This window comes from Promicromonospora panici (genome assembly GCF_900608595.1).
Classification (GTDB): Bacteria; Actinomycetota; Actinomycetes; order Actinomycetales; family Cellulomonadaceae; genus Promicromonospora; species Promicromonospora panici.
Genome location: NZ_UWYY01000008.1, coordinates 113173 through 139455, shown reverse-complemented (window position 1 = coordinate 139455; position 26283 = coordinate 113173). Strand labels below are relative to the sequence as shown.

The following is a 26283-nucleotide window of genomic DNA, read 5'->3' as shown; positions in this document are numbered from 1 at the left end:
CGATCGCGCCCGGCCGCCGCGCAGGCGGCGGCCGGACCCGCCATGATCGACACACAATTTCACCCACAGACCGAACGAGCTGTAACGAGCAGTAGGGAACACGAGATGACCACGATGACCCCCGAGCAGGCGGCCTGGTTCGCCCAGACCTTCGACCGGCTCGTCGGTAACGTCGGCCAGGCGGTCCTGGGCAAGGCCCCGGTAGTGCGTCTGGCGCTCACCTGCATGCTTGCCGAGGGCCACCTGTTGCTGGAGGACGCCCCCGGCACCGGCAAGACGATGCTCGCCCGGTCCATCGCGGCGTCGGTCCAGGGCACGCACAACCGCATCCAGTTCACGCCGGACCTGCTGCCGTCCGACGTCACCGGTGTGACCATCTACGACCAGAACACCGGCAGGTTCGACTTCCACCCCGGCCCGATCTTCAACTCGATCGTGCTGGCGGACGAGATCAACCGTGCCTCGCCGAAGACCCAGTCCGCGCTGCTGGAGGTCATGGAGGAGGGGCGGGTCACGGTCGATGGCATCGCGCACGAGACCGGCCGCCCGTTCATGGTGCTCGCCACCCAGAACCCGATCGAGCAGGCCGGTACCTACCGCCTGCCCGAGGCCCAGCTCGACCGCTTCCTCATGAAGACGTCGGTGGGCTACCCGGACCACGCGTCCACGGTGGAGATCCTGTCCGGCGCCTCCGTGAAGGACCGCAGCAAGTCGCTGCAGCCGATCATCACCACGAAGGCCGTCACGGAGATGGCCGACGTCGCGATGACCGTGCACACCGACACCGCGGTGCTCGAGTACGTCAGCCGGCTCAGCGAGGAGACGCGCAACGCGGCCGAGGTGCGCGTCGGGGTGTCGGTCCGTGGCGCGCTGGCCCTGGTGCGCTGCGCCAAGGTGTGGGCCGCGGCGCACGGCCGCAACTACGTGCTGCCCGACGACATCAAGGAGCTGGCCCAGCCGGTCTGGGGCCACCGCTTCGTGCTGGACCCGGAGGCCGAGTTCGCGGGCTCCCGCCCCGACGTCATCCTCGCCCGGATCATGGCGGACGTCGCGGCGCCGCAGGAGCGGGCCTCGGCATGACCGCGACGGGTGTCTCGTCCGGCCGGCTGTCACCTGCCGCGTACGGGAAACGGCAGGAGAAGGCCGGCGGCCTCGGCGGAGCCGTGGCCGCAGGCCGCGCGCAGGTGCTGCGCGGCCAGCGTGGCTGGGTGACCCTCGCCGCCGCCACCCGTTCGCGGGTGGCGGCGGTCGGTCGCGTTCTGGCACCCGTGCGCCGCACGTTCAGCACGTTCGGCATAGCGGTGACGCTCATGGCCGCCGGCGCCTGGGTGGCCGGCCTGATGCTCGGCTGGCTCGAGGTGCTGGTCGCCGCGATCGTGCTCTCCGTGACGCTTGCGTGCGCGATCGTTTTCGTGCTCGGCCGGTTCAAGTACGACGTGGTGCTGGATCTGGCGCAGGCTCGCGTGACGGTCGGCGACCGCGCCGTCGGGCGGCTCGACGTGCGCAACGCGTCGAGCCGTGCGCTGCTCCCGTCGGTCATGGAGCTTCCCGTGGGTACCGGCACCGCCGCGTTCCCGGTGCCGCGCCTGCCCGGCGGCGGCTCGCACGAGGAGATCTTCACCATCCCGACGCGCCGCCGCAGCGTGATCACCGTCGGCCCGGTGAAGTCCGTGCGCGCCGACCCGCTGGGTCTGCTCCGCCGCGAGATGACGTGGACGAACGAGCAGGAGGTCTTCGTGCACCCGCGCGTCAAGAACCTCACGGGCTCCTCGACCGGTTTCCTCAAGGACCTCGAGGGCCGTGTCACCAACGACATCACCAACTCGGACGTGAACTTCCACGCCCTGCGTGACTACGTGCCCGGCGACGACCGGCGGCACATCCACTGGAAGACGACGGCGCGCACCGGGCAGCTCATGGTGCGCCAGTTCGAGGAGACCCGGCGTTCGCACCTCGCGGTGCTGCTTTCCACGCGCGCCGAGGACTACGCGAACGAGGAGGAGTTCGAGCTCGCCGTGAGCGTGTGCGGTTCCCTGGGCCTGCAGGCCATCAAGGAGGACCGCGGCGTCACCGTGCTCGTCAACGAGGCCACGCTGCGCGGCGACCACCGCACCCGCCTCATGGACGACCTGTCCCGCATCGAGCTCGAGTCCCGCAAGTCCAAGCTGGTGGACCTGGCGCGGTCGGCCGCCATGGCCGCGGCGGACTTCTCGGTGATCGCGTTCGTCATCGGCAGCCGCGTCACGCCCACCGAGCTGCGCTCGGCGTCGGCCCGCGTCCCCGCCGGGGTGCAGGTCATGGCCATCCAGTGCGTGCCCGGCGCGTCCCTCGGCCGGCACGCCATCGCTGAGCTGGGCGTGCTCACCCTGGGCCGTCTCGCAGACCTGCCCCTTGCGCTGAAGAAGATGAGCGACGGATGAGCGACGAGAACACGCGCGGGAACGTCCCGCTCGGGGCGGGCGGATCCGGTTCGGGCCGGCCCTCGTCCCGCACGCGCGGTACGGGCACCGGGTACCGGACCGGTACGGGCCGGGGGACCACGCGCCGCAAGGAGGCGGAGCGCCCACGGGCGCTGACCTGGTTCGCCCTGGTCGACGTCGCGGCGCTGGGCGTGATGCTCGGCGCCGTCGCCATCGGCTTCGGGCCCGTCTGGGGCTCCCTCGGGTACGTGGTGCCGACGGTCGGCGGCGCCGTCGTCGGCCTTCTCGTGGCCTGGGTGGGCGCCTGGCGCCGGTTCCCGGCCGTGACCGTGACCGCGCTCGCCGTGCTGGGCTACCTCCTCTTCGGCGGCGCGCTCGCGCTGCCGCACACGACGATCGCCGGTGTGGTGCCCACCCTGGACACGCTGCGCGAGCTGCTGCTCGGTTCGGTGGAGGGCTGGAAGCAGTTCGTCACCACCGTGCCGCCCATGCGGTCGTTCCCCGACATCGCCGTGGTCCCGTACCTGCTCATGCTGCTCACAGCACTGATCTCGGGCACCATCTCCTGGCGTGCGAAGCACGCCGTGTGGGCCGTGGTGCCGGTCGTCGCCGGCCTGGTCGGCGTGATCCTCCTGGGTACCCTCGACGCCGCGATGCCGGTGGTGCAGGGTCTCGTGGTCGCCATAGTCGCGCTCCTCTGGGGCGCCGTGCGCGTCATGGAGGCGCGCGTCGGCACGCACTCGATCAGCACCGAGTCCAGCCGGGAGGCCACGCGGCGCCTGCGCTGGTACCGGGTCCGCACGGGCGCCACGATCCTGGGCGTCGCGGCCCTCGCCGCCGGCTTCACCGCGCCGATCCTGATGCCGGACCAGCCGCGTACCGTCCTGCGCGAGACCATCGTGCCGCCGTTCGACGTCCACCAGTTCACGAGCCCGCTCGTGGCGTTCCGGCACTACGCCAAGGACGCCCGTGAGGACGAGCTGTTCACGGTCAGCGAGCTGCCCGAGGGCAGCCGGATCCGGCTCGCTACGCTCGACCGGTACGACGGCGTCGTCTTCGACGCGTCCGGCGACGGCGGCGACACCGGCTTCTACACGCGCGCCGGCGAGGAGATCGCGACGGCTCAGAAGGGCACCCCGACGCCGATCGAGGTCAGCGTGACGGGTTACAACGGCGTCTGGGTCCCGGAGATCGGCAACCTCACCGGCGTGCAGTGGTCCGGCCCGAACGCCGAGGCCCAGACGGACGGCACGTACTACAACTCGACTACCAGCACCGCCATCACCACGGCGGGCATCAAGCCGGGTGACACGTACACGCTGCAGACGCTGGTGGCCCCGGAGCCGGACGAGGACACCCTGAAGAAGGGGACGATCCTCCCGGCCGACCTGCCGGAGACCGAGCCGAGCGCGCTGCCGCCGGGCCTGGCGGCCAAGGCAGCGCAGTTCACCGGCGAGGAGACCGACCCCGCAACGAAGCTGTTCCAGATCCGGGACCTGCTGATCGCGGACGGCCACCTGTCCAGCGGGCTCGACGGCCAGCCGCCGTCCCGCCCCGGTCACTCCGCGGAGCGCATCGACACGCTCGTCGAGCAGGAGGAGATGATCGGCGACGACGAGCAGTTCGCCGTCGCGCTCGCCCTCATGGCGCGGCAGTCGGGCATCCCCGCCCGCGTCGTCATGGGCTTCTACCCGGACAAGGACAGCACGTACGAGGAGGGCGAGCCCTGGACGGTGCTCGGCAGCGACGTGCACGCCTGGATCGAGGTGCCCTTCGAGGGCTACGGCTGGGTGCCGGTCGAAGCCGTCCCGGAGGAGAAGCCGCAGATCCAGCCAGAGCCGAAGAGCGAACAGGTGCCGAAGCCGCCGGTGCTGCAGGACCCAGAGCCGCCGGAGGAGCCGGACAAGGCGAAGGCCGGCAGCGTCGAGGACGACGAGAAGGACGACGCGGAGAACGACCTCTTCGACTGGGGCCTGCTCGGCGTGATCCTGCTGGCGGTGGGCATCCCGCTGCTGCTGATCGCCGGTCCGATCGTGGCGATCCTGGCCTACAAGGCCCGGCGCCGGGCGCTGCGGCGCAGTGCTGACCAGCTCGCGGACCGGATCAGCGGCGGCTGGCACGAGGTCGTCGACGTCGTGACGGACCTCGGCACCACGGTGCCGCGCGGGTCGACCAGGCGCGAGAGCGCCGGGGTCATCGCCGGCGTGCACCAGGTCCCGTCGACGCTCATGCTCGCGCACCGCGCCGACGCGACCGTGTTCGGTCGGGGAGAACCCACCCAGGCCGACGTCGAGGCCTACTGGATGGAGGTGGACGAGCTGGTCGGCGGGCTACGCTCCACCGTGAGCACGCGACGGAGGGTGCGGGCAGCGTTGTCGCTCCGCTCCGTCTGGGCACGAATCGGTGGTCGCCGCGGGATCCTCGCGGCACTCGGGGGACTCGGGTCCCGTCGGACGAAGGAGAGTCGATGACGGACGTGGTCTGTGCTGGATGTGGTTCTACACAGGATGGGAGCGTGCCGTACTGCGGCGTGTGCGGACGCCCGTTCCCGCGCGCCCAGACAGGTGACGTGGGGACCACGGTGCCCGAGTCGCTCTCGCACACACGGGTAGGTGTCTCGGCGGTGCAGCCGGTGCCGGTCGCGTACGCCGGTACCGGGCGCCGGTTCCTCGCCGCGCTCGTCGACGGCGCGGTGGTCGGCGTCGTGGCCTGGATCATCATGATGATCGGGCTGGCCAGCGCCGGTGGCACCAGCGCGCTGCTCATGACGCCGGACGTCATCGCGTCGTCGATGCTCGTGCCGCAGCTGATCAGCGGCGTGCTGATGCTGGGCTACTGGCTGGGCGTCTCCGCCTGGGAGGGCAAGACCGGAAAGACGGTCGGCAACCTCGTCTGCAAGATCCGCACGGTCGACGCGGCGGGGCACGGCCCGATCGGGTTCGGCCGCGCGTTCGTGCGCTGGCTCCTCGTGGGGCTCGGCTCCGTCGTCTGCCTGGTCGGGCAGATCCTGGTGCTGGTGTCCCCGGCGTTCGACGGCGGCGGCAAGCGGCAGGGCTGGCACGACAAGGCCGCCCGCGCGGTGGTCCTGATGGCGTCCGACGTCGCGGCTGCGCCGTCGGGCGTCGCCCCGAGCCCGGCGACGAGCTCGACCACGGGCGCGGGTGCGAAGGCGCCGGCCGGCACCTCCCAGGTGTGGACCGGTGCGGCGAACGGCGGCCAGGCCGCCGCCCAGCCGACGGCGCACCAGGCCCAGCCCGTCACGCCCGCCCAGGGCGCGGACCCGTGGGCGTTCCCGGACTCCTCGGCTGGTGCGGGCGCCGGCGGCGTCATCACGGGTATCCCCGGACAGGCACCGGGCGGCGCGGGTGCGCTGCCCGCGCAGGAGGAGCCGGCGACGGTCCGCAGGCCCCATCCGGGCTCCGGCGGGACGCCGCACCCGGGCCAGCCGGTGCAGCAGCCCGTACAGCAGCAGCCGGTGCAGCAGCCCGTGCGTCCGACGCCGCCGCCCGTGGCGCCCGTCGAGCCGACTCCCGCCCGGCAGCTGCAGCAGCCGGTGCAGCACGTGCGGCAGCCGGAGCCCGAGCAGCGCGACTCGGCCCCGATCGACATGACGCGGACCCACATGAGCCGCCCCATGACGCCGGCGGCAGTGACGACCGTCGTCCTGGAGGTGGAGAGCGGCGAGCGGTTCGTCGTCGACACCAAGGCGCTGGTCGGCCGCAACCCGCAGGCGCCCGACGGCTCCGGCTGGATCCTGATCAAGGTGGAGGACCCGACCCGGTCGGTGTCCAAGACGCATGCCGAGCTCGGCGTGGACACCGCCGGTCTGTGGCTCACGGACCGCGGCTCCACGAACGGCACGGTCGTCTCGGCGCCGGGCCTGCCGCCGCGCGTGGCGGAGCCGGGCGCCCGGGTGCGCGTGCCGGTGGGTTCGACGATCCACGTGGGCGACCGCCGCGTCGTCGTGCACCCGCAGGCGGCGGCATGACGGATCAAGAGGCGCTGACGCTCGCCTGGGGGGCCGCCTCCGACCGTGGCCTGCGCCGCCAGCTCAACGAGGACGGTTACTTCGCCGGTGGCGGGGCGTTCTTCGTGGCCGACGGCATGGGCGGGCACGCGGCAGGGGAGGTGGCGAGCGCCACTGCGCTGGACGCGCTGCGCGGGCTCTCGGACATCGAGCGGGTGGAGCCGCACCACGTGGAGGCGCTGCTGGAGACCGCGCAGGAGCGGGTCCGGGCCATCGACACCGCCGGCCTGGGCCGTGGTGCCGGCACGACGCTGACCGGTGCCGTGGTCGCCTACCTCGACGACATGCCGTACTGGCTGTTCGTGAACGTGGGCGACTCCCGCACCTATCTGCTGTCCAGGGGCGTGCTGGACCAGGTGAGCGTGGACCACTCCGAGGTCCAGGAGATGGTCGACGCCGGTACGCTGACCGCCGAGGAAGCGCGGAACCACCCGCGCCGGCACGTGATCACGAGGGCGCTGGGCGGGCGGGACGAGGCGCGGGCCGACTTCCGGTACATCCCGATCGGTGCGCACGACCGGATCCTGGTCTGTTCGGACGGGCTGACGGGCGAGCTCACCGACGCGCAGATCACCGAGATCATGCTGGGCCATCCCGACCCGCAGGTGGCCGCGGGGCGACTGGTCGAGGCGGCCATCGCGGCGGGGGGCCGGGACAACATCACCGTGATCGTGGTGGATGCGACAGGGGTGGCGCAGGAGACGGCGGGGTCGAGCACCGGTCCGCGGGGTGGGTTCGCGGCGGACGAGGACACGCTGCCGCGTGAGTGAGGTGACCCACGCGGGGACCACGATGTCGGACAGGGTCAATAGAGTCTGACGCGGGCGCCGGCAGGGGCGGGACACGAGCAAGGTAACAACAGGGAGGCGACCATGAGCACCTCGGACGCTGGACAGCGAACCGGGATCCGGTACACGACGGGGAAGGCGCGCGTCGTCGTGCGCGGCGACGCCGTCGTCGTGCTGCCCGGTGAAGGCGGCGGAGCGGACGGGCTCGACCCGGCAGGCCGCCTCTGGGCCGATCTCGGCGCGCCCGGGGCAGGCGTCGCGGAGGTGCTGGGCGCGTTGACGACGTCGGCGGTGGGCGGCCTGAAGGGCGTCCCGCCGTTCGCGGTGGTGGTGCTCACGGGCGCGGGCGAGGGTGAGCCCGCGAGCGCGCACGTCGTCGCGCGCGGTGACGGGCTGACCGTCACCATCGAGACGGGTGACGGCTCCCAGACCGTGTCGGGCGCGGGCGTTATCTCGTGGACCGAGCGGGTGGTCGAGGGCGTCACGGCCGTCGAGGTGGCGACGGGCGTGTCGGGCTTCGGCAGCTTCGCGGAGGGGCTGCCCGTCGAGTCGGGCGTCGTCCTGGCCGGCGTTGTGCGCCACCAGGTGGTGGAGCCTGCCGCGGCGCAGTCCGAGCCGCCGTCGTCGCTGGTCGAGCCGGTCGAGACTCCGGTTCCGACGAGCTCAACCCCTGAACCGTCCCCGCTGGTCCAGCCCGCCCCGTCGCCGGCCGAGCCGGTCCCGCCGCTGGTCGAGCCGGTCGAGTCCCCGGTTCCGACGAGCTCGACCCCGGAGCCGGCCGAGACGGCGGCCTCGATGGGCACCGTCACGATGGTCCCCGCCTCGGAGGAGACGATCACACCCGCCGAGGACAACGGCGGCGAGGCGCCGACCCCGGCCCCGGTGCCGGAGGCCGAGCCCGTCGCGGACGAGGGCCCGGACGACGACTACATGCACCTGTGGGGTGTCACGGTGGCCCACGGCGTCGAGGCCGCGGCCGTGCGGCCCGAGAGCACGGAGGAGGGCGAGGACGACGAGCCGGCCCCGGCGTCCGGACCGGTGCCCCCGGCTCCGCCGCCCCCTCGACGAGATCCTGACGAACGAGGGCAGCGGGGCCGCCAACGCACCCGAGCCGCAGATCTCGGTCCCGGCAGCGCTGTCCGCGCCGGGTGACTCCGTGGAGACGACCATCGGCGACTCGCCCGTGGTCATCCGGCAGAAGCTCCACCACGCCGACCCGATGACACTCGACGACGCCGTCTACGAGATGGAGATGGTGGGCCACGACTTCTACCTGTTCATCGACAAGGAGACGTCGCGTCCGTCGGTGCTCTACAAGCGCAAGGGCTGGTCGTTCGGTGTGATCCAGCTCGACAACCCGTGCGGCGCAGCCCCGGTCACCGACCTGACGTGACCTGATATCGCCGAGGTAGGACTGTGGCGAGGTAGGACCGCGCTTTGCGCTGCGGTCCTACCTCGCCAGAGTCCTACCTCGCCAGAGTCCTACCTCGGCGTGGGACCGGTGGTCAGCCCGGGAAGGCCACGAGTTCGACGTCCTCGTCGAACGGCTGCCAGACGCCGGTCTCCTCGTGCTCCAGGTGGCCGCCCTCGGTGATCACCAGCATCCCCGGGTCGGCCACCCCGGCCGCGAGCTGCTCGACGTCGGTGAGCCCCGGCAGCTGACGGGCCGCTCCACCGGCACCGGCCAGCCCGCCCACGCCCGCCGTCCAGACGCCGGTCACGCCGTCGTTGTCCTCCGTCAGCAGCGCCAGCGTCGTGATCCCGGCCCAGCGGGCCTCGACGATGTCGTCGATCGGCGCGGCCACCGAGAGCGGTGCCGCGAGCGCCACCGGGACGTCGTCGTGGTTCCGCACGACGCCCGCCACGTGCACCTGCGTGCCCGTCGGCGCCTCGCTCACTATCGCGACGCGCGAGCCCTCCGGGGCCACCGACACGCTGATCACCTTGCGCCCGCTGAGCCATTCGGGCTTCAGGGTGACCTCCTCCATCTCGGAGCCCACCTCGGGGGCCACGCGCAGCTCGCCGCTGCCGCCACTGGTCCACGTGGCGGCGAACTTGTCGACCGACGGTGCGGCCAGGTCCGGGCCCTCGAACAGCGACACCGGGCCGTCCTCCGCGGTCAGGTCCCAGATCTGGTCGTCGCCGTCCCGCAGCACTATCGGCTCGGTAGCGGGGCTGATCGCGAGCGCGGTCGGGTTCATGCCGGACAGGTCGAGGGGCTCCCCCGCATCCTGCCCCCAGGGCTCGAGGGCGCCGTCGGCGACGAGGTAGAGGGCATCGTCCTTCAGCGCCATCGGCTCGGTGAGGGTGGCCGGCAGGTTGACGTCGGCCGTATCGACGGAGAGCCGGTTCTGACCGCTGTACAGGTCGACGGGCACTACCCGCCCTGCGCCTTCGGACAGGGTCGCCGAGAGCTGTGCCGCGATCACGGCGCGCTCCTCGGCGGGGGCCGTGCTGATCTGCTCGCTGAGCCGCACCGCGACGGCCTCCTCGCCGTCCGTGTCGCGGACCGACGGCGAGGAGAGCTGCGTACCCTCCGGCACCAGGGACCGGGCGGCGCCCTGCAGCCACTCGGGCGGCCCGGCGAGCAGCTCCTCCACCGCGACGTTGCGCCAGGTGCGGCGCGGGAACCAGCGCAGGTCGGGGACCAGGCTCGTCGGGTCCGACTCGGCCGGGAAGAAGAGGCGGGTCGCGCGGTACTGGTTCGCGAACAGGTTGGCGGGCACCAGCACTCCGTCGTCCAGCGCGGAGATGCGCCACTCGCCGCCCGACTTCACGAGGGTGAACCGGTAGCCGAGCTCGCGCGGGTCGCCCACCTCCGTGTAGGCGCCGGCGCTGTCGACGGTGGCGATGGTCGTCGCGCGGACGACTACCTCGACGGTGTCGGTGTCCTTCAGCTCCACGCCGCGCTCGACCGGCGCCGGCACCGGCGCCTCGCGGACCACCCGCACCGATGCCTCGGGGTCCCACTTGGCGGCGACGTCGTCGGTCAGGAACTCACGGGCGGTCTGGAACTCCTTGGGGGATGTCGTCGCGGCCACCACCGCGCCGAGGAAGCCGGCCACGATGACCTGCGGGTCCGCACCGAGGGAAGGGCCTTGCGGCAGCATCGCGATATCGACCTGCGTGTCGATGTCGGCGTTCCCCACCCGCACCGGCCCGGACGTCGGGATCTGGGCGCATGCCCCGAGCCCGGCCACGCTGGACAGCGTGACGACGGCGGCGACGGCGACGGTCGCGGCTCTACGCATCAGTGCACCTCGACATCGGTTGTGGCGGTCTGCCCCACGCGGTCGCTGTCGCCGCGGTCACCGTCGCCCGAGTCGCCCTCGCCCGGATCGCCCTCGCCCGGATCGGACAGGTCAGGGATGGCGGTCGGCGTCGGCCCGGTGGGCGGGCCTACCACGGGGATCTGCCCGGTGCGGACCCCGGGCTCGTGCGACGCGGGAGCCATCGTGATGGGCGGCTCCACCACCTGGACGCCGGCACTGCGCGGCAGCGTGAGCCGGAAGCTCGCGCCCTGCCCCGGCCGGCCCCACGCGTCGAGGCGCCCGGCGTGCAGGTGCGCGTCCTCGAGTGCGATCGCCAGCCCGAGGCCGGAGCCACCGGTGGTGCGGGCGCGCGCCGGGTCGGCCCGCCAGAAGCGGTCGAAGACGTGCTCGACCTCCTGCTTCGTCATCCCGACGCCGTAGTCGCGCACCACGACCGCGACCGCGCGGTCGTCCTCGGCGACGGTCACCTCGACGGGCCGCTCCTCGGCGTGCTCGATCGCGTTGACCACGAGGTTGCGCAGGATGCGCTCGATGCGGCGCGGGTCGAAGTCGGCAGCCGCGTCGGCGTCCGGCAGCCGCACCGAGACGCGGACGTCCTTGGACTCCGCGAGCGGGGCCGCCTGTTCCACCACCGACATGACGAGGTCACGCAGGTCACGGCGCTCGGCGTCGAGCACGGCGGCGCCCGCGTCGAAGCGGCTGATCTCCAGCAGGTCCGCGAGCAGCGCCTCGAACCGGTCGATCTGGCCGAGCAGCAGCTCGGCCGAGCGGGCCGTGTCCTCGTCCATCTGGTCGCGGGACTCGTGGATGATCTCGCTGGCCATGCGGATGGTGGTGAGCGGGGTCCGCAGCTCGTGCGACACGTCGGAGACGAACCGGCGCTGCATGGCGGACAGCTCTTCCATGCGCCGAATCTGGTCCTGCAGGCTCTCGGCCATCTCGTTGAAGGAGCGCGCGAGGCTCGCCATCTCATCCGTGCCCCGGGCACCTGGCATGCGCTCGGACAGGTGGCCCTCCGCGAGGCGCTCCGCGACGGTGGCGGCCCTGGTCACCGGCGTCACCGTCTGCCGCGCCATGGTCCAGGTGACGACGCCGAGCAGCGCCAGCATCCCGAACCCGCCGGCGAGCAGCACACGATGCACGAACGACAGCGTCTCCTGCTCGGGCTGCAAGGAGTAGAGGTAGTAGATCTCGTACTCGGCGTCGGGCGAGGCCTGGACCGTGGAGCCCACGATGACGCCGGGTCCGACCATGCCCGGGTCGTCCCGCGACGGGATGCCCACCGCCTGCAGCACCTGGTCGTCCTCGGAGGCGATGTTCGCCTCGCGCAGCTCACGGGAGATCAGCACGTCCGTCAGGTCGGGCCGGGTGGTGACGTCGTTCACCTGGGAGGTGGTGCCGAGCTCGTGCATGAGGAAGTACTCCTCCGCCGTCGAACCGCTCGTGACCCCCAGTGTCGCGATCGTGTCCAGCAGCAGGGTCTGCAGCTCGCCGTTCGACGTCGTCGCCGTCTCGGAGAAGTTCTGCGACACCTGCGCGGTCAGCCGCGCGGCCTCCCGGTCGATCGCAGCGAGCCGCTGGTCGTAGATGCCGTCCCGGACCGACGTCGACAGGTACAGCCCCAGCACCGCGATCGCCGCGAAGCCGATGGCGAGCGCCGTCGTGACGACGCGCAGCTGCAGCGATGCGCGCCACTGGGCGATCCCCCGTCGGGTGGACCGCACAGCGACCACCCGAGCCCGGGACACCATCCGGCGCAGCCGCGTGACCAGGCCGTGCGGCATCAGCGTGTCGCGCCCGCCTTGTAACCGACGCCGCGCACCGTGAGTACGATCTCCGGGTTCTCCGGGTCACGTTCGATCTTGGAGCGCAGGCGCTGGACATGGACGTTGACCAGGCGCGTGTCGGCGCTGTGCCGGTAGCCCCAGACCCGCTCCAGCAGCACCTCGCGCGTGAACACCTGCCACGGCTTCCGGGCGAGCGCCACGAGCAGGTCGAACTCCAACGGGGTGAGCGCTATGCGCTCGCCGTCGCGCATGACGGTGTGGCCGGTGACGTCGATCTCGACGTCACCCACGACGAGGCGCTCCGGGCCCGGGTCCTCGCTGCGGCGCATGCGTGCCTTGATCCGGGCCACGAGCTCCTTGGGCTTGAACGGCTTGGAGACGTAGTCGTCGGCGCCGGACTCCAGGCCCACCACGACGTCGAGCGTGTCCGACTTGGCCGTCAGCATGATGATCGGCACGCCGGACTCGGCGCGGATCTCGCGGCAGACCTGCACGCCGTCCTTGCCCGGCAGCATGAGATCGAGCAGCACGAGGTCCGGCTGGTGGGTCCGGAACATCCCCAGCGCGGAGTCGCCATCGGCACAGAAAACGGTCTCGATCCCCTCGCCCTTGAGGACGATGCCGATCATTTCCGCCAGTGCGGTGTCGTCGTCGACGACGAGAACTCGTACCTTCATACCCTCCAGTGTGCCAGGCTGGTCCACTAAACCCGGCTCAACCGGCCGCGCCGCGGCTTCTTCACCCCGTCGCGCCCCGCCGCCGTGCTCCCGGAGACCGGACCGCCGGGCGGGGGAAAACCCCCGTTCAAGAGGGCGGCCGGCACCCTGTCGCGCCCCGCGCGCGAGGGGCGAACCTGGCAGCATGACAACCATGACCGTCGAGCCGCGCGCGGCCGGCCCCGCCGCACGGGGCCCTACGGCCCACCCGAACTTCCTCACCGCCCCGTTCGCGAGCCGCACGTGGCGGGAGCAGGGCTACCTGGCCCTCATGCTCCTGCTCGCCCCGTTCGCCTTCGCCTACGCGGTCTTCACCGTGAGCCTCACGGCCGTCGTCGCCGTCACGGTGGTCGGGCTGTTCGTGTCCGGCACCGTCCTGCTCGGCGCGCGCGGCTGGGGCAGCAGCTACCGCGGCCTCGCCCGCAGCCTGCTCGACGTCGATGTGGCGGTCCCCGCCCCGTACACCCGGCCGCGCGGGTTCTGGCGCACGCTCGGCTCCCTGCTCGGCGACGCCACGGCGTGGCGTGCGCTGCTCTTCATGTTCGTCACGTTCCCGCTGACCCTGCTGTCCTTCGTCACGAGCGTCGTGTTCCTCGTGGTCGGGCTGGGCGCCATCACCTACGGGATCTGGTACCGGTTCCTTCCGCCGCAGCTGGGGACCGACGGCGAGATGCACGTCGGCGCGCAGTTCGGCCCGTCGTACTACGTGGACACGCCCCCGCGCATCGCGCTGGCCGCGCTGGCCGGCCTGCTGGTGTTCTTCTGCTGGCCGTGGATACTGCGGATGTTCACGCTGCTGTTCCGGGTACTGACGGTCGCCCTGCTGAGTCCCACCCGGGCGAGCCTGCGCGTGGCCGAGCTGGAGCGCTCCCGCACCGGCGCGGTGGACGACGCCGACGCCCGCCTGCGCAGCATCGAGCGGGACCTGCACGACGGTACGCAGGCCCGCCTGGTCGCCGTCGCCATGCAGCTCGGAGAGGCGCGCGAGCACCTGGCCGACGGCGGCGACGTGGCCCAGGCGGCCGAGCTCCTCGACACCGCCCACACCTCGACCAAGGACGCTCTCACGGAGCTGCGCGAGCTGGCCCGCGGCATCCACCCGCCGGCCCTCGACAGCGGGCTCACCGTCGCGCTGGAGACCCTCGCCGCGCGGTCGGCTCTGCCGGTCACCGTGGACGTCGACCCTGCGGTGGAGGCGGGCGGCCGCCTGGCCCCGGCCCTCGAGTCGATCGCGTACTTCACGGTCGCCGAGCTGGTCACCAACGCGGCCAAGCACGCCCGGGCGACGGGCGTCTGGGTCCTCGTCGAGCCCCTGGAGGGCGCCCGCGCGAGCGGCACCGTCCGGATCCGGGTGCGCGACGACGGCCGCGGTGGCGCCCGGGTCGTGCCGCCCGACGGCTCGGGCCTGCGCTCCGGCCTGGCCGGCCTGGCCGAGCGCGTCCGCTCCGTCGACGGCACGTTCGACCTGTCCAGCCCCGCCGGTGGGCCTACGGTGGTGACCGTGATCCTGCCGACCACCAGTCTGTCGGGCCGCCCATGACCGGGCCGAACGATCCGTCGAACCTGCGCGTACTGCTCGCCGAGGACTCGGCGATCCTCCGGGACGGCCTCGCCGCCCTCCTGACGCGGCGCGGGCACACCGTGACCGCCGTCGGGGACGGCGTGGCCCTCGAGCACGAGGTCGCCCGCCTCGTGCGAGAGGAGTCGCTGCCCGACGTCGTCGTCGCGGACATCCGCATGCCACCCACCTTCACCGACGAGGGACTGCGGGCGGTGCTGAGCCTGCGGTCGCGACACCCGGACCTGCCCGTGCTGCTCTTCTCGCAGTACGTGGAGACGCGGTACGCGAGCCGCCTGCTGGCCGGCGACGCGCGCGGCGTCGGCTATCTGCTCAAGGACCGGGTGGCCGACGTGCGGGACTTCGTCGACGCCCTCGGGCGCGTGTCGCGCGGCGCGACGGTGCTGGACCCCGAGGTGGTCTCGCAGCTCATGGGCTCCGCCCGGCAGGACGACGCCCTGGAGCGCCTGTCGGCCCGGGAGCGCGAGGTGCTGGGCCTGATGGCCCAGGGCCGGTCGAACGGGGCGATCGCGGAGCTGCTGCACCTGTCGTACGGGGCCGTCGAGAAGAACGTGGCGGCCATCTTCACCAAGCTCGACCTGCCGCAGGACGCCGCGGACCACCGCCGCGTCCTGGCGGTGCTGCGCCACCTCGGGGCGTGATCGCCGGTCGGCCGTAAACCGGGACCCCTCCCGGCCGATCTTTACTACGATCTCCCAGATTGCTATCAGATCGGATAAACCGGTCAAGGCTGACAGGGAGATCAAGTGGGCAGAACTCAGAGGTTGCGCCTCGTGGCGATGGCGGCCGCCGTGGCCGCCACAGCCACGGTGACCTGCATCCCGGCCTGGGGCGCGGGCGACACCGGCAGGTCGGCCGTGCCAGCCGCGTCCACGGCAGCGGCCGCGGCCGCCGACGCCGAGATCGTCTCGACCGTCGCGCCGGTACTGAGGCCGAACGGCACCTCATCCCGCAAGTACTCGACGAACGAGATGCAGCGGGTCGACGCGGAGGGTGGAGACCCTGCCGTGCTGGCGTACTGGACGCCGGAGCGGATGGCCGCGGCCAAGCCGCTCGATGCTCCGGGGGATCCCGCGCTCGTGAAGAAGATGGCGCAGGACCTCGCGGCAGACCTAACTCCGGCTCCGGGCACGACGGCGGGCCAGGCGAGCACCCTGCGGAGCGCCCCGGCCGGCAGCTCCACCGATGGCGGCACGATCGTCACCCACCCGGCGGAGCCCGAGGACACCGGCGGCGCGAGCACCAACGCGATCAACCGGTGGCCGATCAGCACCGGCAAGCTCTTCATCGGCGGCTACGGGAGCGGGAGCTACTGCTCGGCCTCGGCGCTCAACACCAGGTCCAAGCGGGTGGTCATCACCGCCGGGCACTGCGTGCACAGCGGGCGGGGTGGTAGCTGGCACAGCAACCTGGTCTTCGTGCCGAAGTTCAACGGCGAGGCGGAGAACAAGTCGCCGTACGGGAGGTTCCAGGCCCGCACGCTGCACACCTTCCGGACCTGGATCGAGAAGGGCGGCACGAACCAGGGCTGGTCCCGCGACGTCGGGATGATCACGACGTTCGCGAACGGGCAGGGCCAGCGCGTGGTCAGCGCGGTCGGCGGCAACGGGCTGAAGACCGACAAGTACTACGCCTGGCCGACGACGACGTTCGGCTATCCGCACAACCTGGACAACGGTCGCGTGATGTGGGGCTGCCAGGGCTGGACCCGCAAGAGCGGCGTCGCGCCACGCACCTCGCTGATCAGCGGGTGCAACTTCGGCGAGGGCTCCTCCGGCGGCCCGTGGGTGTGGCACTACAGCAACACCACCCGGCTGGGATACGTCCGGGGCGTCACCTCGTACGGGACCCCGAAGAACCGGTCCATAGGGTCGCCGCACTTCGACAGCGCGGTCCGCCGGCTCGCGGTACAGACCAACAACTGAGCCACCTGACGCGAGGCCCGGTCTTGCCGAGGTAGTCATCTGGCGAGGTAGTCGCGTACGTGACCACCTCGCCAGATGACTAGTTCGGCAGATCCAGGCGCGGCCGCTCCCGTCAGAGGCGGCCCGCCGCCTTCAGGGCCAGGTACTCGTCCGCCAGGCGGGGCGCCAGGTCGTCCGGCAGCGCCTCGACGACGTCGGCCCCGTAGCGGCGCAGCATAGTGGTGACCGCCGTGCGCTCCAGGTCGCCGCGTGCAGCCGCTGCGGCGTCGTACACCTCGGCCACGGTCTCGCGGCCGGCGCGCAGGCCGGCCACCTCCTCGTCCGCGACGGAGGCGACGACGACGGTGTGGTCGCGGGCGAGCTGGTCCACCACGGGCAGGAGGCCGTTCTCCACCGCAGCCGGGTCGAGAGTGGTGAGCAGCACCACGAGGGCGCGCTGCGTCATCCGGGTGCGCACCTGCGTCACCACACCGGGCCAGTCCGTCTCCAGGAGCACCGGGTCGACGGTCGCCAGGGACTCCGCCATCGCGGGCATGAGCCTGGGCCCGGCCGCGCCGACCACACGGGAGCGCACGGTGCGGTCGAAGGCCACGAGCTCCACCCGGTCGCCCGCATGCCCGGCCAGGGCCGCGAGCAGCAGCGCGGCCTCGATGCTGGCGTCCAGCCGGGGTGCGCCCGTCGAGTCCGCGGCGCCTACCCGAGCGGCGGACGTGCGCCCGGTGTCCAGCACGATGAGCACCCGCCGGTCGCGCTCGGGGCGCCAGGTACGCACCACCACCTCGCGGCGCCGGGCGGTGGCGCGCCAGTCGATCGAGCGGACGTCGTCGCCCACCACGTACTCCCGCAGCGAGTCGAACTCCGTGCCCTCGCCGCGGATCTGCACCGCCGCGCGGCCGTCCATCTCCCGCAGCCGGGCCAGCCGTGAGGGCAGGTGCTTGCGGCTCGCGAACTCCGGAAGCACCCGCAGGCGGCCGGGCACCGGCAGTGTCACCTGGCGGCCCGCCAGGCCCAGCGGGCCGAGGCTGCGGATCGTCACCCCGCCCGCCGTCCGGTCACCGCGCCGCGTCGGCACGAGCGTCGTGGGCAGGCGCGCGGCCTCGCCGTCCGGCAGGTTCACGAGATGACGCCCCGCCCCGCCGGGCGCCGGCCGCACGCGCTCGCTGCGCCCCCGCCCCGGACCTGCTCCGGCCGACGGCCCCCACGCGTCCCGGACCACCGCGCGCAGCCGCCGTCCGGAGGCGTTGCGGACCACCAGCTCGCTGGTGGCCTCGGAGCGCAGCCGCACCGAGGCCGGCACCAGCCGCTGCACCGCCACGCGCCGCGGCGACGCGGCCAGCACGATGTCGACGACGCACGCCACGACCACCACAGTCGCCCACACCAGCACCGTTCCGTTCGCCGGCAGCAGCAGCACGGGCACCACACCGAGCCCCATCAGGGCGGCGGCCCGCCACGTCACGACCATGCGGGCCTCAGCGCGGCACGGGCACGGAGGCCAGCACCGTGTCCAGCACGCCCTCGGCGGTGACGCCCTCGAGCTCGGCCTCCGCGCGCAGCTGCACGCGGTGCCGCAGCGTCGGGTGGGCGAGCGCCTTGATGTCGTCGGGCGTCACGAACGACCGTCCGGACAGCCACGCCCAGGCCCGCGCCGTGCGTAGGAGCGCGGTGGCGCCACGCGGCGAGACGCCGAGCGAGAGCGACGGCGAGAAGCGGGTGGCGCGGCAGACGTCCACGGCGTACCCGAGCACCTCGCGCGACACCTGGACGCGAGCCACCTCGGCGCGCGCCCGCTCGAGAATCCCGGCGTCGGCCACGGGGGTCACGCCGGCCGCTGCCAGGTTGCGCGGGTCGAAGCCGGCGGCGTGCCGGGCCAGCACCTCCACCTCCTGGTCCCGCTCGGGCAGCGGCAGCACGAGCTTGAGCAGGAACCGGTCGAGCTGGGCCTCGGGCAGCGAGTAGGTGCCCTCGTACTCGACCGGGTTCTGGGTGGCGATCACCAGGAACGGGTCGGGCAGCGGACGAGGCGTGCCGTCCACCGACACCTGCCGCTCCTCCATCGCCTCGAGCAGCGACGCCTGGGTCTTGGGGGGCGTGCGGTTGATCTCGTCCGCCAGCACGAGGTTGGTGAACACGGGACCCTCGCGGAACGAGAACTCGGCGGTGCGCGCGTCGTAGACGAGCGAGCCCGTCACGTCGCCCGGCATGAGGTCGGGTGTGAACTGGACGCGCTTGGTGTCCAGCCGCAGGGCCGCCGCCAGGGTGCGGACCAGGAGGGTCTTCGCGACACCCGGCACGCCCTCCAGGAGCACGTGCCCCTGGCACAGCAGGGCGATGAGCAGGCTCGTCACCGCCGCGTCCTGCCCGACGACGGCCTTGCCCACCTCCGTACGGACCGCTGCCAGGGCGGAGCGCAGCTCGTGCGACGGCGCCGCGGGTTCGGGCGCTGCCTGCACTACCGGCGTCTGCACGGGCTGGGGAGCCGGCGTCTGCTCGGCGGGCCGCGGCGCGGCGGGAGTCTCCGCGGCGGGCTGCGGCGCGGGCTGGTTCGGGAAGGCTGGTTCGGTCACGGTCGGTGGACCTCGCTCTCCAGGATGTCGAGTCGGCGCGCGAGCTCGGCGAGCGCGGCGTCGTCAGCGGGGGGTGGGCCGTAGAGCAGGTCTGCCACCTGCTGCGACGGGCGGTTGGTTGCGGCCACTACGGCATCGACCACGGTATTGGCATCGGACGAGCGGGCCAGCCCGAGGCGGGAGGCGATCCGGTCGGCGGCCGACGCGCGCAGGCCCGCGGCCGCGTGCCCTCGTGCGCGGGCCGCCCGGTACAGGCGGGCGCGCCCCCGGGTGGCCTCGGCCGACCGGACGAGGATCGGCAGGTCCTCGACGACCAGCGGCCCCATGCGGCGCACCCGCCACAGCGCAAGCAGCACGGCGGCGAGCACGGCCACCAGAGCGACCGGGGCGGAACCCGGCGGCATCAGCTCGTTCACCTGGCCGCGCTCGGCGGGCGTGGGCTGGTCGTCGCCGGTGGAGACGTCCATCGGGTTCGGCACCAGCCAGACCAGGTCTTCGTTCTGGCCCAGCATCCACAGCGCGAGCGCCGCGTTGCCGTCCTCCAGGACCGAGCCGTTACGGAGCACCCCCGGGTCGTTGACCATCGTCACCGAGCGGTTCGGGAAGTCCAGGCGTGCATAAGCGAAGTTCCCCGAGCCGTCGGGCCAGCACAGCACCGGGCGGACGGCGTCGGAGCCGGTGGACGTGTCGTACAGGCCGGGAGCCAGGCTGACGGCGCCGGCCGCCCGGGCCGCCGGGTCGTCGCACTGCGGCTCGACCGGGCCTTCCGCCACGCCGTACGTCGAGTCGACGGTATTGCGGCTCACGCCCGCGACCAGGCCGAAGTCGGGCTGGAGCACCACGAGATCGGCGCCCGTGCGGTTCAGCGACGAGATCTGGTCGTCGGCGAAGAACGCCGGGTTGGGCGTGACCAGGAGCGTGCTGCCCGGGCCTGCGGCCGCCACGGCGTCGGCCACGGAGGTCACGTGCGTGACACGCACGCCCTGGTCCTTCAGCACCTCGGCCACGGCCATGCCCCCGCCCGGCTCCGGGTTGTCCGGGGCGTACGGGTCGGCCGACGTCGGCGGGCGCACCACCGCGAGGAACAGGACGAAGAGGGCGATAACGACGAACACCAGGAACGGCCAGCGCATCCGGCGCCAGGTGCTCGCGGCGCGCGTCCGGCCGGTGGTGTCGTCGCCGACGATCACCGGCGGCTCGTCGATCGGGCCAGCCGCCACCGAGACCGCGGCGGGCGGTGTCGGGGCGGGCGGCGCCGGGGCAGCGGGCGGCTGTGCCGTCATGCGGAGACCTCGGGCCGGGCGGCGGCGACCTCGGCGTCGAGCGCACGCAAGGCGGCGTCGTCCTGGGCAGTGGCTACCCGGTCGCCGTACTCGACGCCGTCGAACAGGTCGGCCCCCGAGTGCAGGCCGGCGGCCTGGGCCACGAGGCGCTCGCCCGCGTCGGCCGCGGCCTCCTGCGCCGTGCGGCCGGGGCGCGGCTCGATGATCACGCGTTCCTCCATTGAGCGGACGACGGCGCGGAAGCGCTCGATGGTCGCGGTCCGCCAGTCCCCGGCGGCAGCGGCCTGGTCAGCCGCCGCACGCATCTTCGCGGCGGTGCGGGCGTCGTCGGCGTCGAGGACCTCGGAGGATCCCGTGCGCTCGCGCCCGAGCCGGACCGGGCCGGCGACCAGCCAGGCGATCGCGAGGACCACCACGGCGATCACGGCGATGGTGAGGCCGAGCTGCGGGCCGGACATCGATGCGTCGGGCCACTCGATGCCGTTCAGCCAGTCCCGCACCCAGTTGATCAGGCGCGTGAGCAGCGACTCGCGCTCCGCGTACTCGGGCTTCTGCAGCTCGCTGCCGAGCCATTCGCGCGCGGTGTCCCGGTCGGGGACGACGGGCAGATCGGCCCTCATGTCACTTGTCCGCCGTGGCTGCGGCCGCGGCCTGCAGCTGCACGTCCAGTCCCTCGCGTCGCATCCGGGTGTCGATGTAGAGCAGGGCGATGACACCACCGAGGAAGAGCACGCTCATGCCGCCGGTGATGACGTAGGTGACCCCGTAGCTGATCGCGAGGCCCACGCCGCTCTCCATCACCATGAACAGGCTCATGAGCAGGCTCACCGGCACGGCGACGATCTGGCCGATGACGCCGAGGATGATCGAGGTGAGCAGGTAGATGCCCAGCACCCGCCAGAACGTGCCGTGCGTCAGCTTCCAGGCGCGCCTGCACGTGGCCCAGAAGCCGCCGCCCTCGACGGCGAGTGCCGGCGGGATCAGGGCGACGCGGGTGAACGCCCACACTGCCGCCACCACGAGCGCGAGGAACAGGACCAGCCCGGTGATCGCGCCGGCGGCCGGGTCCACCCAGATGACCAGGGCCGCGACGATCCCCGCGACGAGCAGGTAGGCCACGAGCACGACGAGGGTGCTCAGGAGCGAGAAGCCGATCAGGAACCACCAGCGCTTGCCGACGCGGGCCCAGGCGTCGGACACCGAGATCTTGCGGCCGATGACCGAGTCGCTGACAGAGATGGCCATGACGCCCATCGCGAGCGGTGTGGCGAGCGTGAGCAGCATGCCGGTGCCGAGCGCCGACCCGTAGGTCACGCCCAGCATGTCCTGCGTGAAGCCGAGCCCTTCGAGCGAGGCGTCGTCGCCGATCTCGGCGAACAGGCTGCCGAACAGGTCGGTGAACAGCGTGGTGAGGGGGATGCTGATCAGGGTGCCGACCGCGACGGCTGCGACCACGATGAGCGCCGTCAGGCCCAGGGTCACGCCCGGGTTGTGCCGGACGGCGCCGAACGCGCCGTCGTACAGCTCACCGAGGGTGAGCGGGCGCAGCGGGACGATGCCCGGCTTGTCGGCCGGGGGCCGGTAGCCGGGTACCTGCGAGGAGTACGGGGAGTACTGCCCGTACTGGCTCTGGCCGTACTGCCCGCCCGCCGGGCCGCCCGAAGGTGCGCCGTACTGCGGCTGGCCGGGTGCCGGCTGCGCGGGCGGCGCCGCCGGGTCATACCCGGGCGCGTACTGCCCGTACCGCGGCGGCTCGCCCCAGCCGGCGGGCTGGGACCCTCCGGGCTGCGGGGGCGTCGGCTGCGCCGGCTGGTCGGGTGCGCTCTCGGGCGTCGTCATGGGGCGTGCTCCGGATGTCGTCTCAAGTCGTGCCTGCGCCGCAACCCTAGTACGGGAGGCTGACAGCGAGCCGCGAAAACGGCGCGGCACACTCTGGCTGCGCGCAACCGTCACCCAGCCGTGACCAGGGTGGCTCCGGCCTCGTGCTCGGCGAGGTCGCCCGTGGCGCCGGCCCGGACGGCCCGGCGGCCCAGGACGTACACGTAGGTCCAGAAGCCGGCCAGCACTATCGCGCCGATCACTATCTTGAGCCACCAGTACATCTCCGACCCCGTGACGAAGCCTTCCACGAGGCCGGAGACGCCGAGCGCCACCGCAAGCCCGATGACCGTGGTGATCAGGGAGCGGCCCTCGGCGGCCATGGCCACCGAGCGCTTGCGGTGGCCCGGGTCGATGAGGGTCCAGAAGAGCCGGAGGCCTGCTGCTCCCGCGACGAAGATGCACGTCAGCTCGAGCAGGCCGTGCGGCGCGATGAGCGTGAGGAACAGGTCGAGCTCGCCGTGGGCGGCCATCATGCCGCCGGTGGCCCCGATCTGCACCGCGTTCTGCCAGAGCACCATGAGGGGGAAGAAGCCGGTGATCCCGCCGCCGACGGCCTGTGCGGCGATCCACGCGTTGTTGGTCCACACGACCGCGGCGAACCCGATGCCCGGGTCGTAGTAGGACGCGAACGCCTCGTTCACGTATTCCTCCTGCGCGGACGGCGTCATCATCGAGTTCATCGCGTCGACGTCGGACGCGATGTAGATGCCGGCGACGACCGCCACGAGCAGGCAAGCCGCCGTCACCGCGTGCGACCACCACCGGATCCGGTAGAACGCGGCGGGCAGCGACACGACGGCGAACCGCACGACCTCGCGCCAGGCGGGCTCGTGCGTGCCGGCGATGCGGGTGCGCGCACGGTTCAGGACGTCGGACAGCCGAGTGACCAGTGCCGGGTCCGGTGCGGCCGACCGGACCGTCGACAGGTGGGTGGCCACCGACTGGTAGAGACGCACCAGCTCGTCGGACTCGGCGCCGTCCAGACGACGCCGGGACGAGAGCTCCTTGAGGCGGTCCCACTCTGCGGCGTGCACGGCGGTGAAGGCGTCGATGTCCACGGCGGTAGTCTGCCGCACAGGAGTTACCGCGTGCCCCCCCAAGGCCCCACACCCCGACCGGAGGAACCGTGCAGGACGGCATAGTCATCGGCGAGGGCGTGGTGCTGGACGCTCGCCCGGCGTCGTTCATCACGCGCGCCATGGGCGCCATGCTGGACTTCCTGATCATCGGCGCAGTCATCCTGACGGCGCTGGTCGTGGGTGGTATCTGGTTCTTCGAGAACGCCGCCCTGGGTGAGGACATCGCGCTCGTGGTCTACATCGTCGCGACCGTCGTGGTCATGGTGGGCGTACCCGTCACGATCGAGACGCTCTCGCGCGGCCGGTCCGTCGGCAAGCTCGCCTGCGGCATCCGCGTGGTGCGCGACGACGGCGGCCCGGTCCGGTTCCGGCACGCGCTGGTCCGGGCGCTGGTCGGGGTGATCGAGCTGTGGCTCACGTTCGGCGGCATCGCGGCGATCGCGTCGCTGGCCAACGCCAAGGGCAAGCGCCTCGGCGACATCGCGGCGGGCACGTACGCGGTACGCGTGCGGGGTGGCAAGCCGCCGTCGGCCCCGGTGGTGATGCCGCAGGCCCTGGCCTCGTGGGCGCACACCGCCGACATGCGGCGCCTGCCGGACGGGCTGGCTCTGGCCGCGCGGCAGTTCCTGGGCCGCGCCGCGCGCCTCGCTCCGGAGTCCCGGGCGCGCCTCGCCGACGACCTCGCCGGGCGCATCGAGCCCTACGTCGCTCCGGGACCGCCGCCCGGCACGCACCCCGAGGCGTTCCTGCACGCCGTCCTCGCCGAGCGCCGCGAGCGGGAGCTGGGTGCCGGCCAGCGGGAGCGCAAGCGGGCCGAGGAGCAGGCCGAGCTGCTGCACCGCCTCCCGTTCGCGGTAGCGGACCCGCCGCGCTGATCCCCCGGCACTGCGACGTGTCAGACGCTCAGGTCCCCCGGGGGACCTGAGCGTCTGACACGTCCGGGGACCCCTCCCGGCGGGCCCGGGTCACGCTTGCCCCGCGCGGACAGCCTGGGGGTGACGACGATGCCGGATCAGCGCGGCAGCGAGTGGCCGCGGAAGCTGTGGCGGGAGTACGAGGGGCTCATCGGAGCAGTCCTCCTCTTCGGGGGGATGGCACTCATCTTCCTGCTGGGCTCCGACGCGCCGGTCTCCGTGCTGAACTACCTGCTCGCGCTCGGCGGCACGGTCGGCGTCTTCGTGCTGTGGTGGGTCGGCGTGGGACTGCTCTTCGCGGTCGGTACTGGCCGCCGCATCCGGTGGCGGCGGCGTCGGACCATGGCCGCCGCGGCGCGGCGTCATCCCGGAGCGGTGCTCGTCCCCGGCTACGCCGGCCAGGGGATGTACGGGCGGGCGGACGCGCGCGGGGTGCTGCCGCGCAGCTGGCGCAAGGAGTGGGAGAGCGACATGCAGGTGGTCCTCGCGGTACTCCCCGACCGGGCCGAGGTCTGGGTCCACAGTGCGAAGGAACCGCTCTGGTCGGTGCCCCGCGTCGAGCACGGCGTCCGGATCGAACGGGTGACGGTCCAGACCTACTACGGGCACGACAACGACCGGGACGAGCTGTGGTTCGACGACGGCACCGATCGCGCGGGTGTCGCCGTCGAGTACAAGGTTCGGGTCCTGGTCCTCAAGGACTACCCGGCGCTGGACCTCGAGCAGTCGCTGCGCGAGATCGGCCTGTCGCCCGGTGACCTGCCGCGGTTGGATCGCACCGAGGGAAGCGAGAAGCAGGAACCAGGTCGGTCCGAGGCGTGTAAGCAGGCTTAGGTCCTGACCTGGTCCCACACGCGCATCAGCCCGCGCGAGCGCAGCGCGTCCGAGCAGCGCAGCAGCCCGGCCTGCACCGCCCGGCGCAGCCGGGCCGACGTCGGTCGCTCGACGCCGTAGTGGATCGCCACCGCGAGGCCCAGGCTCAGCGCGCCCGCGGCGAAGAGCGCGACGGTGCGGGTGGTCTCGTGAGCCAGCAGGTCGATCACGGCGTACCCGAACTGCGTGTGCACCAGGTACACGGGATAGGTCAGGGCGCCGACCGTGCCGAGCACCGCCGCCACCCGCCGGGGCGGGGCGGACCTGCCCCGCAGCGTCGTCGCCCAGACGGCGGCGACGCTGGCCAGCATGATCATCGCCGCGATGACCGGGTCCACCGGGACGCCCTGCAGGTCGGACGCGCGGCCGGACGCCTCCAGCACCCGCACGACGCACAGGACCAGTCCCCCGGCGAGCAGCGTGCTCGTGATGACGTCGAACCCGTCGCGGTAGGCGAGGAACAGCAGCATGCCGACGGCGAAGTACGGCGCGTAGTTCGGCACCAGCAGGTCGGCGAGCCAGTGGGCGCCGAGCATCTGGGCGGCCCAGCCGGCGAGCGGCCAGATCGTGGCGAAGGCCAGGACCCGGTTGCGCGTGAGCGGGCCGAACGCAAGCACCACGAAGACGAGCAGGTAGAACTTGAGCTCCACCAGCAGGGTCCAGAACACCACCTGGACGCCCGTGACCTGGAACAGGTCCTGCACCATCGTGAGATTGAGCAGGGTCTCCGTCAGGGTCGTCCGGCGTCCGCCCGACCACACCTGCTGCAGGCCCGCCGTCAGCACTATGCACGCCCAGTACGCCGGGAAGAGGCGGCCCACCCGGGAGGCGACGAACCCCGCGATCCCCCGGCCGTCGGCGCTGAGCAGGATCACGAAGCCCGAGATCATGAAGAACAGCTCGACGCCGAGCCAGCCATACCGGGTGACCTCGTTGAGCAGCGGGAACGCCTCGACGGGGTCGGTGCCCCAGTAGCCGGTCACCGTCGAGGTCGCCGTGAAGTGGTAGAGCAGCACCGCCGCCGCGGCGGCGAAGCGCAGGCCGTCCATCGCCACGAGCCGACCGGAGGTCTTCCGGACCCGATCGCCCGCTGACGCAGGGGTCGCCTCGGGCACGGTGGGCGAGATGTCAGGGCGAGTCATCGCCGCCGACCCTAGATCACGGATCTATAA

Annotated in this window: 22 protein-coding genes; 12 read left to right on the top strand and 10 right to left on the bottom strand. The window is 72.7% G+C overall.

Going from position 1 to position 26283, the window contains the following annotated elements:
* Positions 1-105 precede the first annotated feature (105 nt).
* The 7 genes from EW117_RS11030 to EW117_RS11000 all read left to right on the top strand — a co-directional run bounded on the left by EW117_RS11030 (position 106) and on the right by EW117_RS11000 (position 8628).
* Positions 106-1080 carry an AAA family ATPase gene (locus EW117_RS11030; RefSeq protein ID WP_129786632.1) on the top strand — a complete coding sequence of 325 codons (975 nt, stop codon included), beginning with the start codon at positions 106-108 and terminating at the stop codon, positions 1078-1080.
* Entirely contained in the window at positions 1077-2420 is a 1344-nt protein-coding gene (locus EW117_RS11025; protein ID WP_129786630.1) for a DUF58 domain-containing protein, read from the top strand. Before EW117_RS11030 ends, EW117_RS11025 begins: the two co-directional genes overlap by 4 nt.
* Positions 2417-4891 carry a transglutaminase TgpA family protein gene (locus EW117_RS11020; RefSeq protein ID WP_129786628.1) on the top strand — a complete coding sequence of 825 codons (2475 nt, stop codon included), beginning with the start codon at positions 2417-2419 and terminating at the stop codon, positions 4889-4891. The genes EW117_RS11025 and EW117_RS11020 overlap by 4 nt, the downstream gene beginning before the upstream one ends.
* A gap of 98 nt (positions 4892-4989) precedes the next feature.
* On the top strand, positions 4990-6408 hold the full coding sequence (locus EW117_RS11015) for an RDD family protein (protein WP_165362647.1): 1419 nt from the start codon (positions 4990-4992) through the stop codon (positions 6406-6408).
* Complete coding sequence (locus EW117_RS11010; protein ID WP_129786624.1) at positions 6405-7217, top strand: PP2C family protein-serine/threonine phosphatase; 813 nt, start codon at positions 6405-6407, stop codon at positions 7215-7217. Before EW117_RS11015 ends, EW117_RS11010 begins: the two co-directional genes overlap by 4 nt.
* 102 nt (positions 7218-7319) lie before the next feature.
* Complete coding sequence (locus EW117_RS11005; RefSeq protein WP_129786622.1) at positions 7320-8387, top strand: hypothetical protein; 1068 nt, start codon at positions 7320-7322, stop codon at positions 8385-8387.
* A 4-nt stretch (positions 8388-8391) separates the two neighbouring features.
* Complete coding sequence (locus EW117_RS11000; protein ID WP_422890670.1) at positions 8392-8628, top strand: sigma 54 modulation/S30EA ribosomal C-terminal domain-containing protein; 237 nt, start codon at positions 8392-8394, stop codon at positions 8626-8628.
* A gap of 112 nt (positions 8629-8740) precedes the next feature.
* Here the strand turns inward: EW117_RS11000 and EW117_RS10995 are convergent, their stop codons facing one another.
* The 3 genes from EW117_RS10995 to mtrA are packed head-to-tail and all read right to left on the bottom strand — an operon-like array spanning position 8741 to position 12971.
* A complete protein-coding gene (locus EW117_RS10995) occupies positions 8741-10486 on the bottom strand; it encodes an LpqB family beta-propeller domain-containing protein (RefSeq protein ID WP_129786620.1) in 1746 nt (581 codons plus the stop codon).
* Positions 10486-12291, bottom strand: coding sequence for an MtrAB system histidine kinase MtrB (gene mtrB, locus EW117_RS10990; protein ID WP_129786618.1), 1806 nt, complete (start codon positions 12289-12291; stop codon positions 10486-10488). Before mtrB ends, EW117_RS10995 begins: the two co-directional genes overlap by 1 nt.
* Positions 12291-12971, bottom strand: coding sequence for an MtrAB system response regulator MtrA (gene mtrA, locus EW117_RS10985; RefSeq protein WP_129786616.1), 681 nt, complete (start codon positions 12969-12971; stop codon positions 12291-12293). The genes mtrB and mtrA overlap by 1 nt, the downstream gene beginning before the upstream one ends.
* Before the next feature lie 184 nt (positions 12972-13155).
* Between mtrA and EW117_RS10980 the strand changes: the two genes are divergently transcribed.
* The 3 genes from EW117_RS10980 (at position 13156) to EW117_RS10970 (ending at position 16514) form a co-directional block, all read left to right on the top strand.
* A complete protein-coding gene (locus EW117_RS10980; RefSeq protein WP_242504222.1) occupies positions 13156-14550 on the top strand; it encodes a sensor histidine kinase in 1395 nt (464 codons plus the stop codon).
* Positions 14547-15230 carry a response regulator gene (locus EW117_RS10975; protein ID WP_129786614.1) on the top strand — a complete coding sequence of 228 codons (684 nt, stop codon included), beginning with the start codon at positions 14547-14549 and terminating at the stop codon, positions 15228-15230. The genes EW117_RS10980 and EW117_RS10975 overlap by 4 nt, the downstream gene beginning before the upstream one ends.
* 105 nt (positions 15231-15335) lie before the next feature.
* On the top strand, positions 15336-16514 hold the full coding sequence (locus EW117_RS10970; protein WP_129786612.1) for a trypsin-like serine peptidase: 1179 nt from the start codon (positions 15336-15338) through the stop codon (positions 16512-16514).
* 112 nt (positions 16515-16626) lie between these two features.
* Here EW117_RS10970 and EW117_RS10965 read toward each other — a convergent pair whose 3' ends face one another.
* From EW117_RS10965 to EW117_RS10940, 6 genes are all read right to left on the bottom strand, one after another.
* Positions 16627-17979 carry a DUF58 domain-containing protein gene (locus EW117_RS10965; RefSeq protein ID WP_129786610.1) on the bottom strand — a complete coding sequence of 451 codons (1353 nt, stop codon included), beginning with the start codon at positions 17977-17979 and terminating at the stop codon, positions 16627-16629.
* A 7-nt stretch (positions 17980-17986) separates the two neighbouring features.
* Positions 17987-19081 (bottom strand): AAA family ATPase, encoded by a 1095-nt coding sequence (locus EW117_RS10960; RefSeq protein WP_479725111.1) that lies wholly within the window; start codon positions 19079-19081, stop codon positions 17987-17989.
* A complete protein-coding gene (locus EW117_RS10955) occupies positions 19078-20364 on the bottom strand; it encodes a DUF4350 domain-containing protein (protein ID WP_129786608.1) in 1287 nt (428 codons plus the stop codon). Before EW117_RS10955 ends, EW117_RS10960 begins: the two co-directional genes overlap by 4 nt.
* On the bottom strand, positions 20361-20984 hold the full coding sequence (locus tag EW117_RS10950) for a DUF4129 domain-containing protein (protein WP_129786606.1): 624 nt from the start codon (positions 20982-20984) through the stop codon (positions 20361-20363). Before EW117_RS10950 ends, EW117_RS10955 begins: the two co-directional genes overlap by 4 nt.
* Before the next feature lies 1 nt (position 20985).
* Complete coding sequence (locus tag EW117_RS10945; protein ID WP_129786604.1) at positions 20986-22203, bottom strand: hypothetical protein; 1218 nt, start codon at positions 22201-22203, stop codon at positions 20986-20988.
* 110 nt (positions 22204-22313) lie between these two features.
* The gene (locus EW117_RS10940) at positions 22314-23303 is read right to left on the bottom strand and encodes a stage II sporulation protein M (protein WP_129786602.1); all 990 of its coding nucleotides are present in this window, start codon (positions 23301-23303) and stop codon (positions 22314-22316) included.
* A gap of 68 nt (positions 23304-23371) precedes the next feature.
* On the opposite strand from EW117_RS10940, the gene EW117_RS10935 reads away from it, so the two are divergent.
* Together EW117_RS10935 and EW117_RS10930 are read left to right on the top strand one after the other, a co-directional pair.
* Positions 23372-24199: an RDD family protein gene (locus tag EW117_RS10935; protein WP_129786600.1), complete on the top strand. Its 828-nt coding sequence runs from the start codon at positions 23372-23374 to the stop codon at positions 24197-24199.
* Between the two features lie 129 nt (positions 24200-24328).
* A complete protein-coding gene (locus tag EW117_RS10930) occupies positions 24329-25072 on the top strand; it encodes a hypothetical protein (protein ID WP_129786598.1) in 744 nt (247 codons plus the stop codon).
* On the opposite strand, the gene EW117_RS10925 is transcribed toward EW117_RS10930, so the two are convergent.
* Positions 25069-26253, bottom strand: a complete 1185-nt coding sequence (locus EW117_RS10925; protein ID WP_129786596.1) for an acyltransferase family protein — start codon at positions 26251-26253, stop codon at positions 25069-25071. The two genes, EW117_RS10930 and EW117_RS10925, sit on opposite strands and share 4 nt — an antisense overlap.
* Positions 26254-26283: the final 30 nt, after the last annotated feature.

What these genes read in the sequence shown, in the direction of transcription:
- EW117_RS11030 (WP_129786632.1), top strand. Translation starts at nt 106, where the DNA reads ATGACCACGATGACCCCCGAGCAGGCGGCCTGGTTCGCCCAGACCTTC.
- EW117_RS11025 (WP_129786630.1), top strand. Translation starts at nt 1,077, where the DNA reads ATGACCGCGACGGGTGTCTCGTCCGGCCGGCTGTCACCTGCCGCGTAC.
- EW117_RS11020 (WP_129786628.1), top strand. Translation starts at nt 2,417, where the DNA reads ATGAGCGACGAGAACACGCGCGGGAACGTCCCGCTCGGGGCGGGCGGA.
- EW117_RS11010 (WP_129786624.1), top strand. Translation starts at nt 6,405, where the DNA reads ATGACGGATCAAGAGGCGCTGACGCTCGCCTGGGGGGCCGCCTCCGAC.
- EW117_RS11005 (WP_129786622.1), top strand. Translation starts at nt 7,320, where the DNA reads ATGAGCACCTCGGACGCTGGACAGCGAACCGGGATCCGGTACACGACG.
- EW117_RS10995 (WP_129786620.1), bottom strand. Translation starts at nt 10,486, where the DNA reads ATGCGTAGAGCCGCGACCGTCGCCGTCGCCGCCGTCGTCACGCTGTCC.
- mtrB (WP_129786618.1), bottom strand. Translation starts at nt 12,291, where the DNA reads ATGCCGCACGGCCTGGTCACGCGGCTGCGCCGGATGGTGTCCCGGGCT.
- mtrA (WP_129786616.1), bottom strand. Translation starts at nt 12,971, where the DNA reads ATGAAGGTACGAGTTCTCGTCGTCGACGACGACACCGCACTGGCGGAA.
- EW117_RS10980 (WP_242504222.1), top strand. Translation starts at nt 13,156, where the DNA reads ATGACAACCATGACCGTCGAGCCGCGCGCGGCCGGCCCCGCCGCACGG.
- EW117_RS10975 (WP_129786614.1), top strand. Translation starts at nt 14,547, where the DNA reads ATGACCGGGCCGAACGATCCGTCGAACCTGCGCGTACTGCTCGCCGAG.
- EW117_RS10965 (WP_129786610.1), bottom strand. Translation starts at nt 17,979, where the DNA reads ATGGTCGTGACGTGGCGGGCCGCCGCCCTGATGGGGCTCGGTGTGGTG.
- EW117_RS10955 (WP_129786608.1), bottom strand. Translation starts at nt 20,364, where the DNA reads ATGACGGCACAGCCGCCCGCTGCCCCGGCGCCGCCCGCCCCGACACCG.
- EW117_RS10950 (WP_129786606.1), bottom strand. Translation starts at nt 20,984, where the DNA reads ATGAGGGCCGATCTGCCCGTCGTCCCCGACCGGGACACCGCGCGCGAA.
- EW117_RS10945 (WP_129786604.1), bottom strand. Translation starts at nt 22,203, where the DNA reads ATGACGACGCCCGAGAGCGCACCCGACCAGCCGGCGCAGCCGACGCCC.
- EW117_RS10930 (WP_129786598.1), top strand. Translation starts at nt 24,329, where the DNA reads ATGCCGGATCAGCGCGGCAGCGAGTGGCCGCGGAAGCTGTGGCGGGAG.
- EW117_RS10925 (WP_129786596.1), bottom strand. Translation starts at nt 26,253, where the DNA reads ATGACTCGCCCTGACATCTCGCCCACCGTGCCCGAGGCGACCCCTGCG.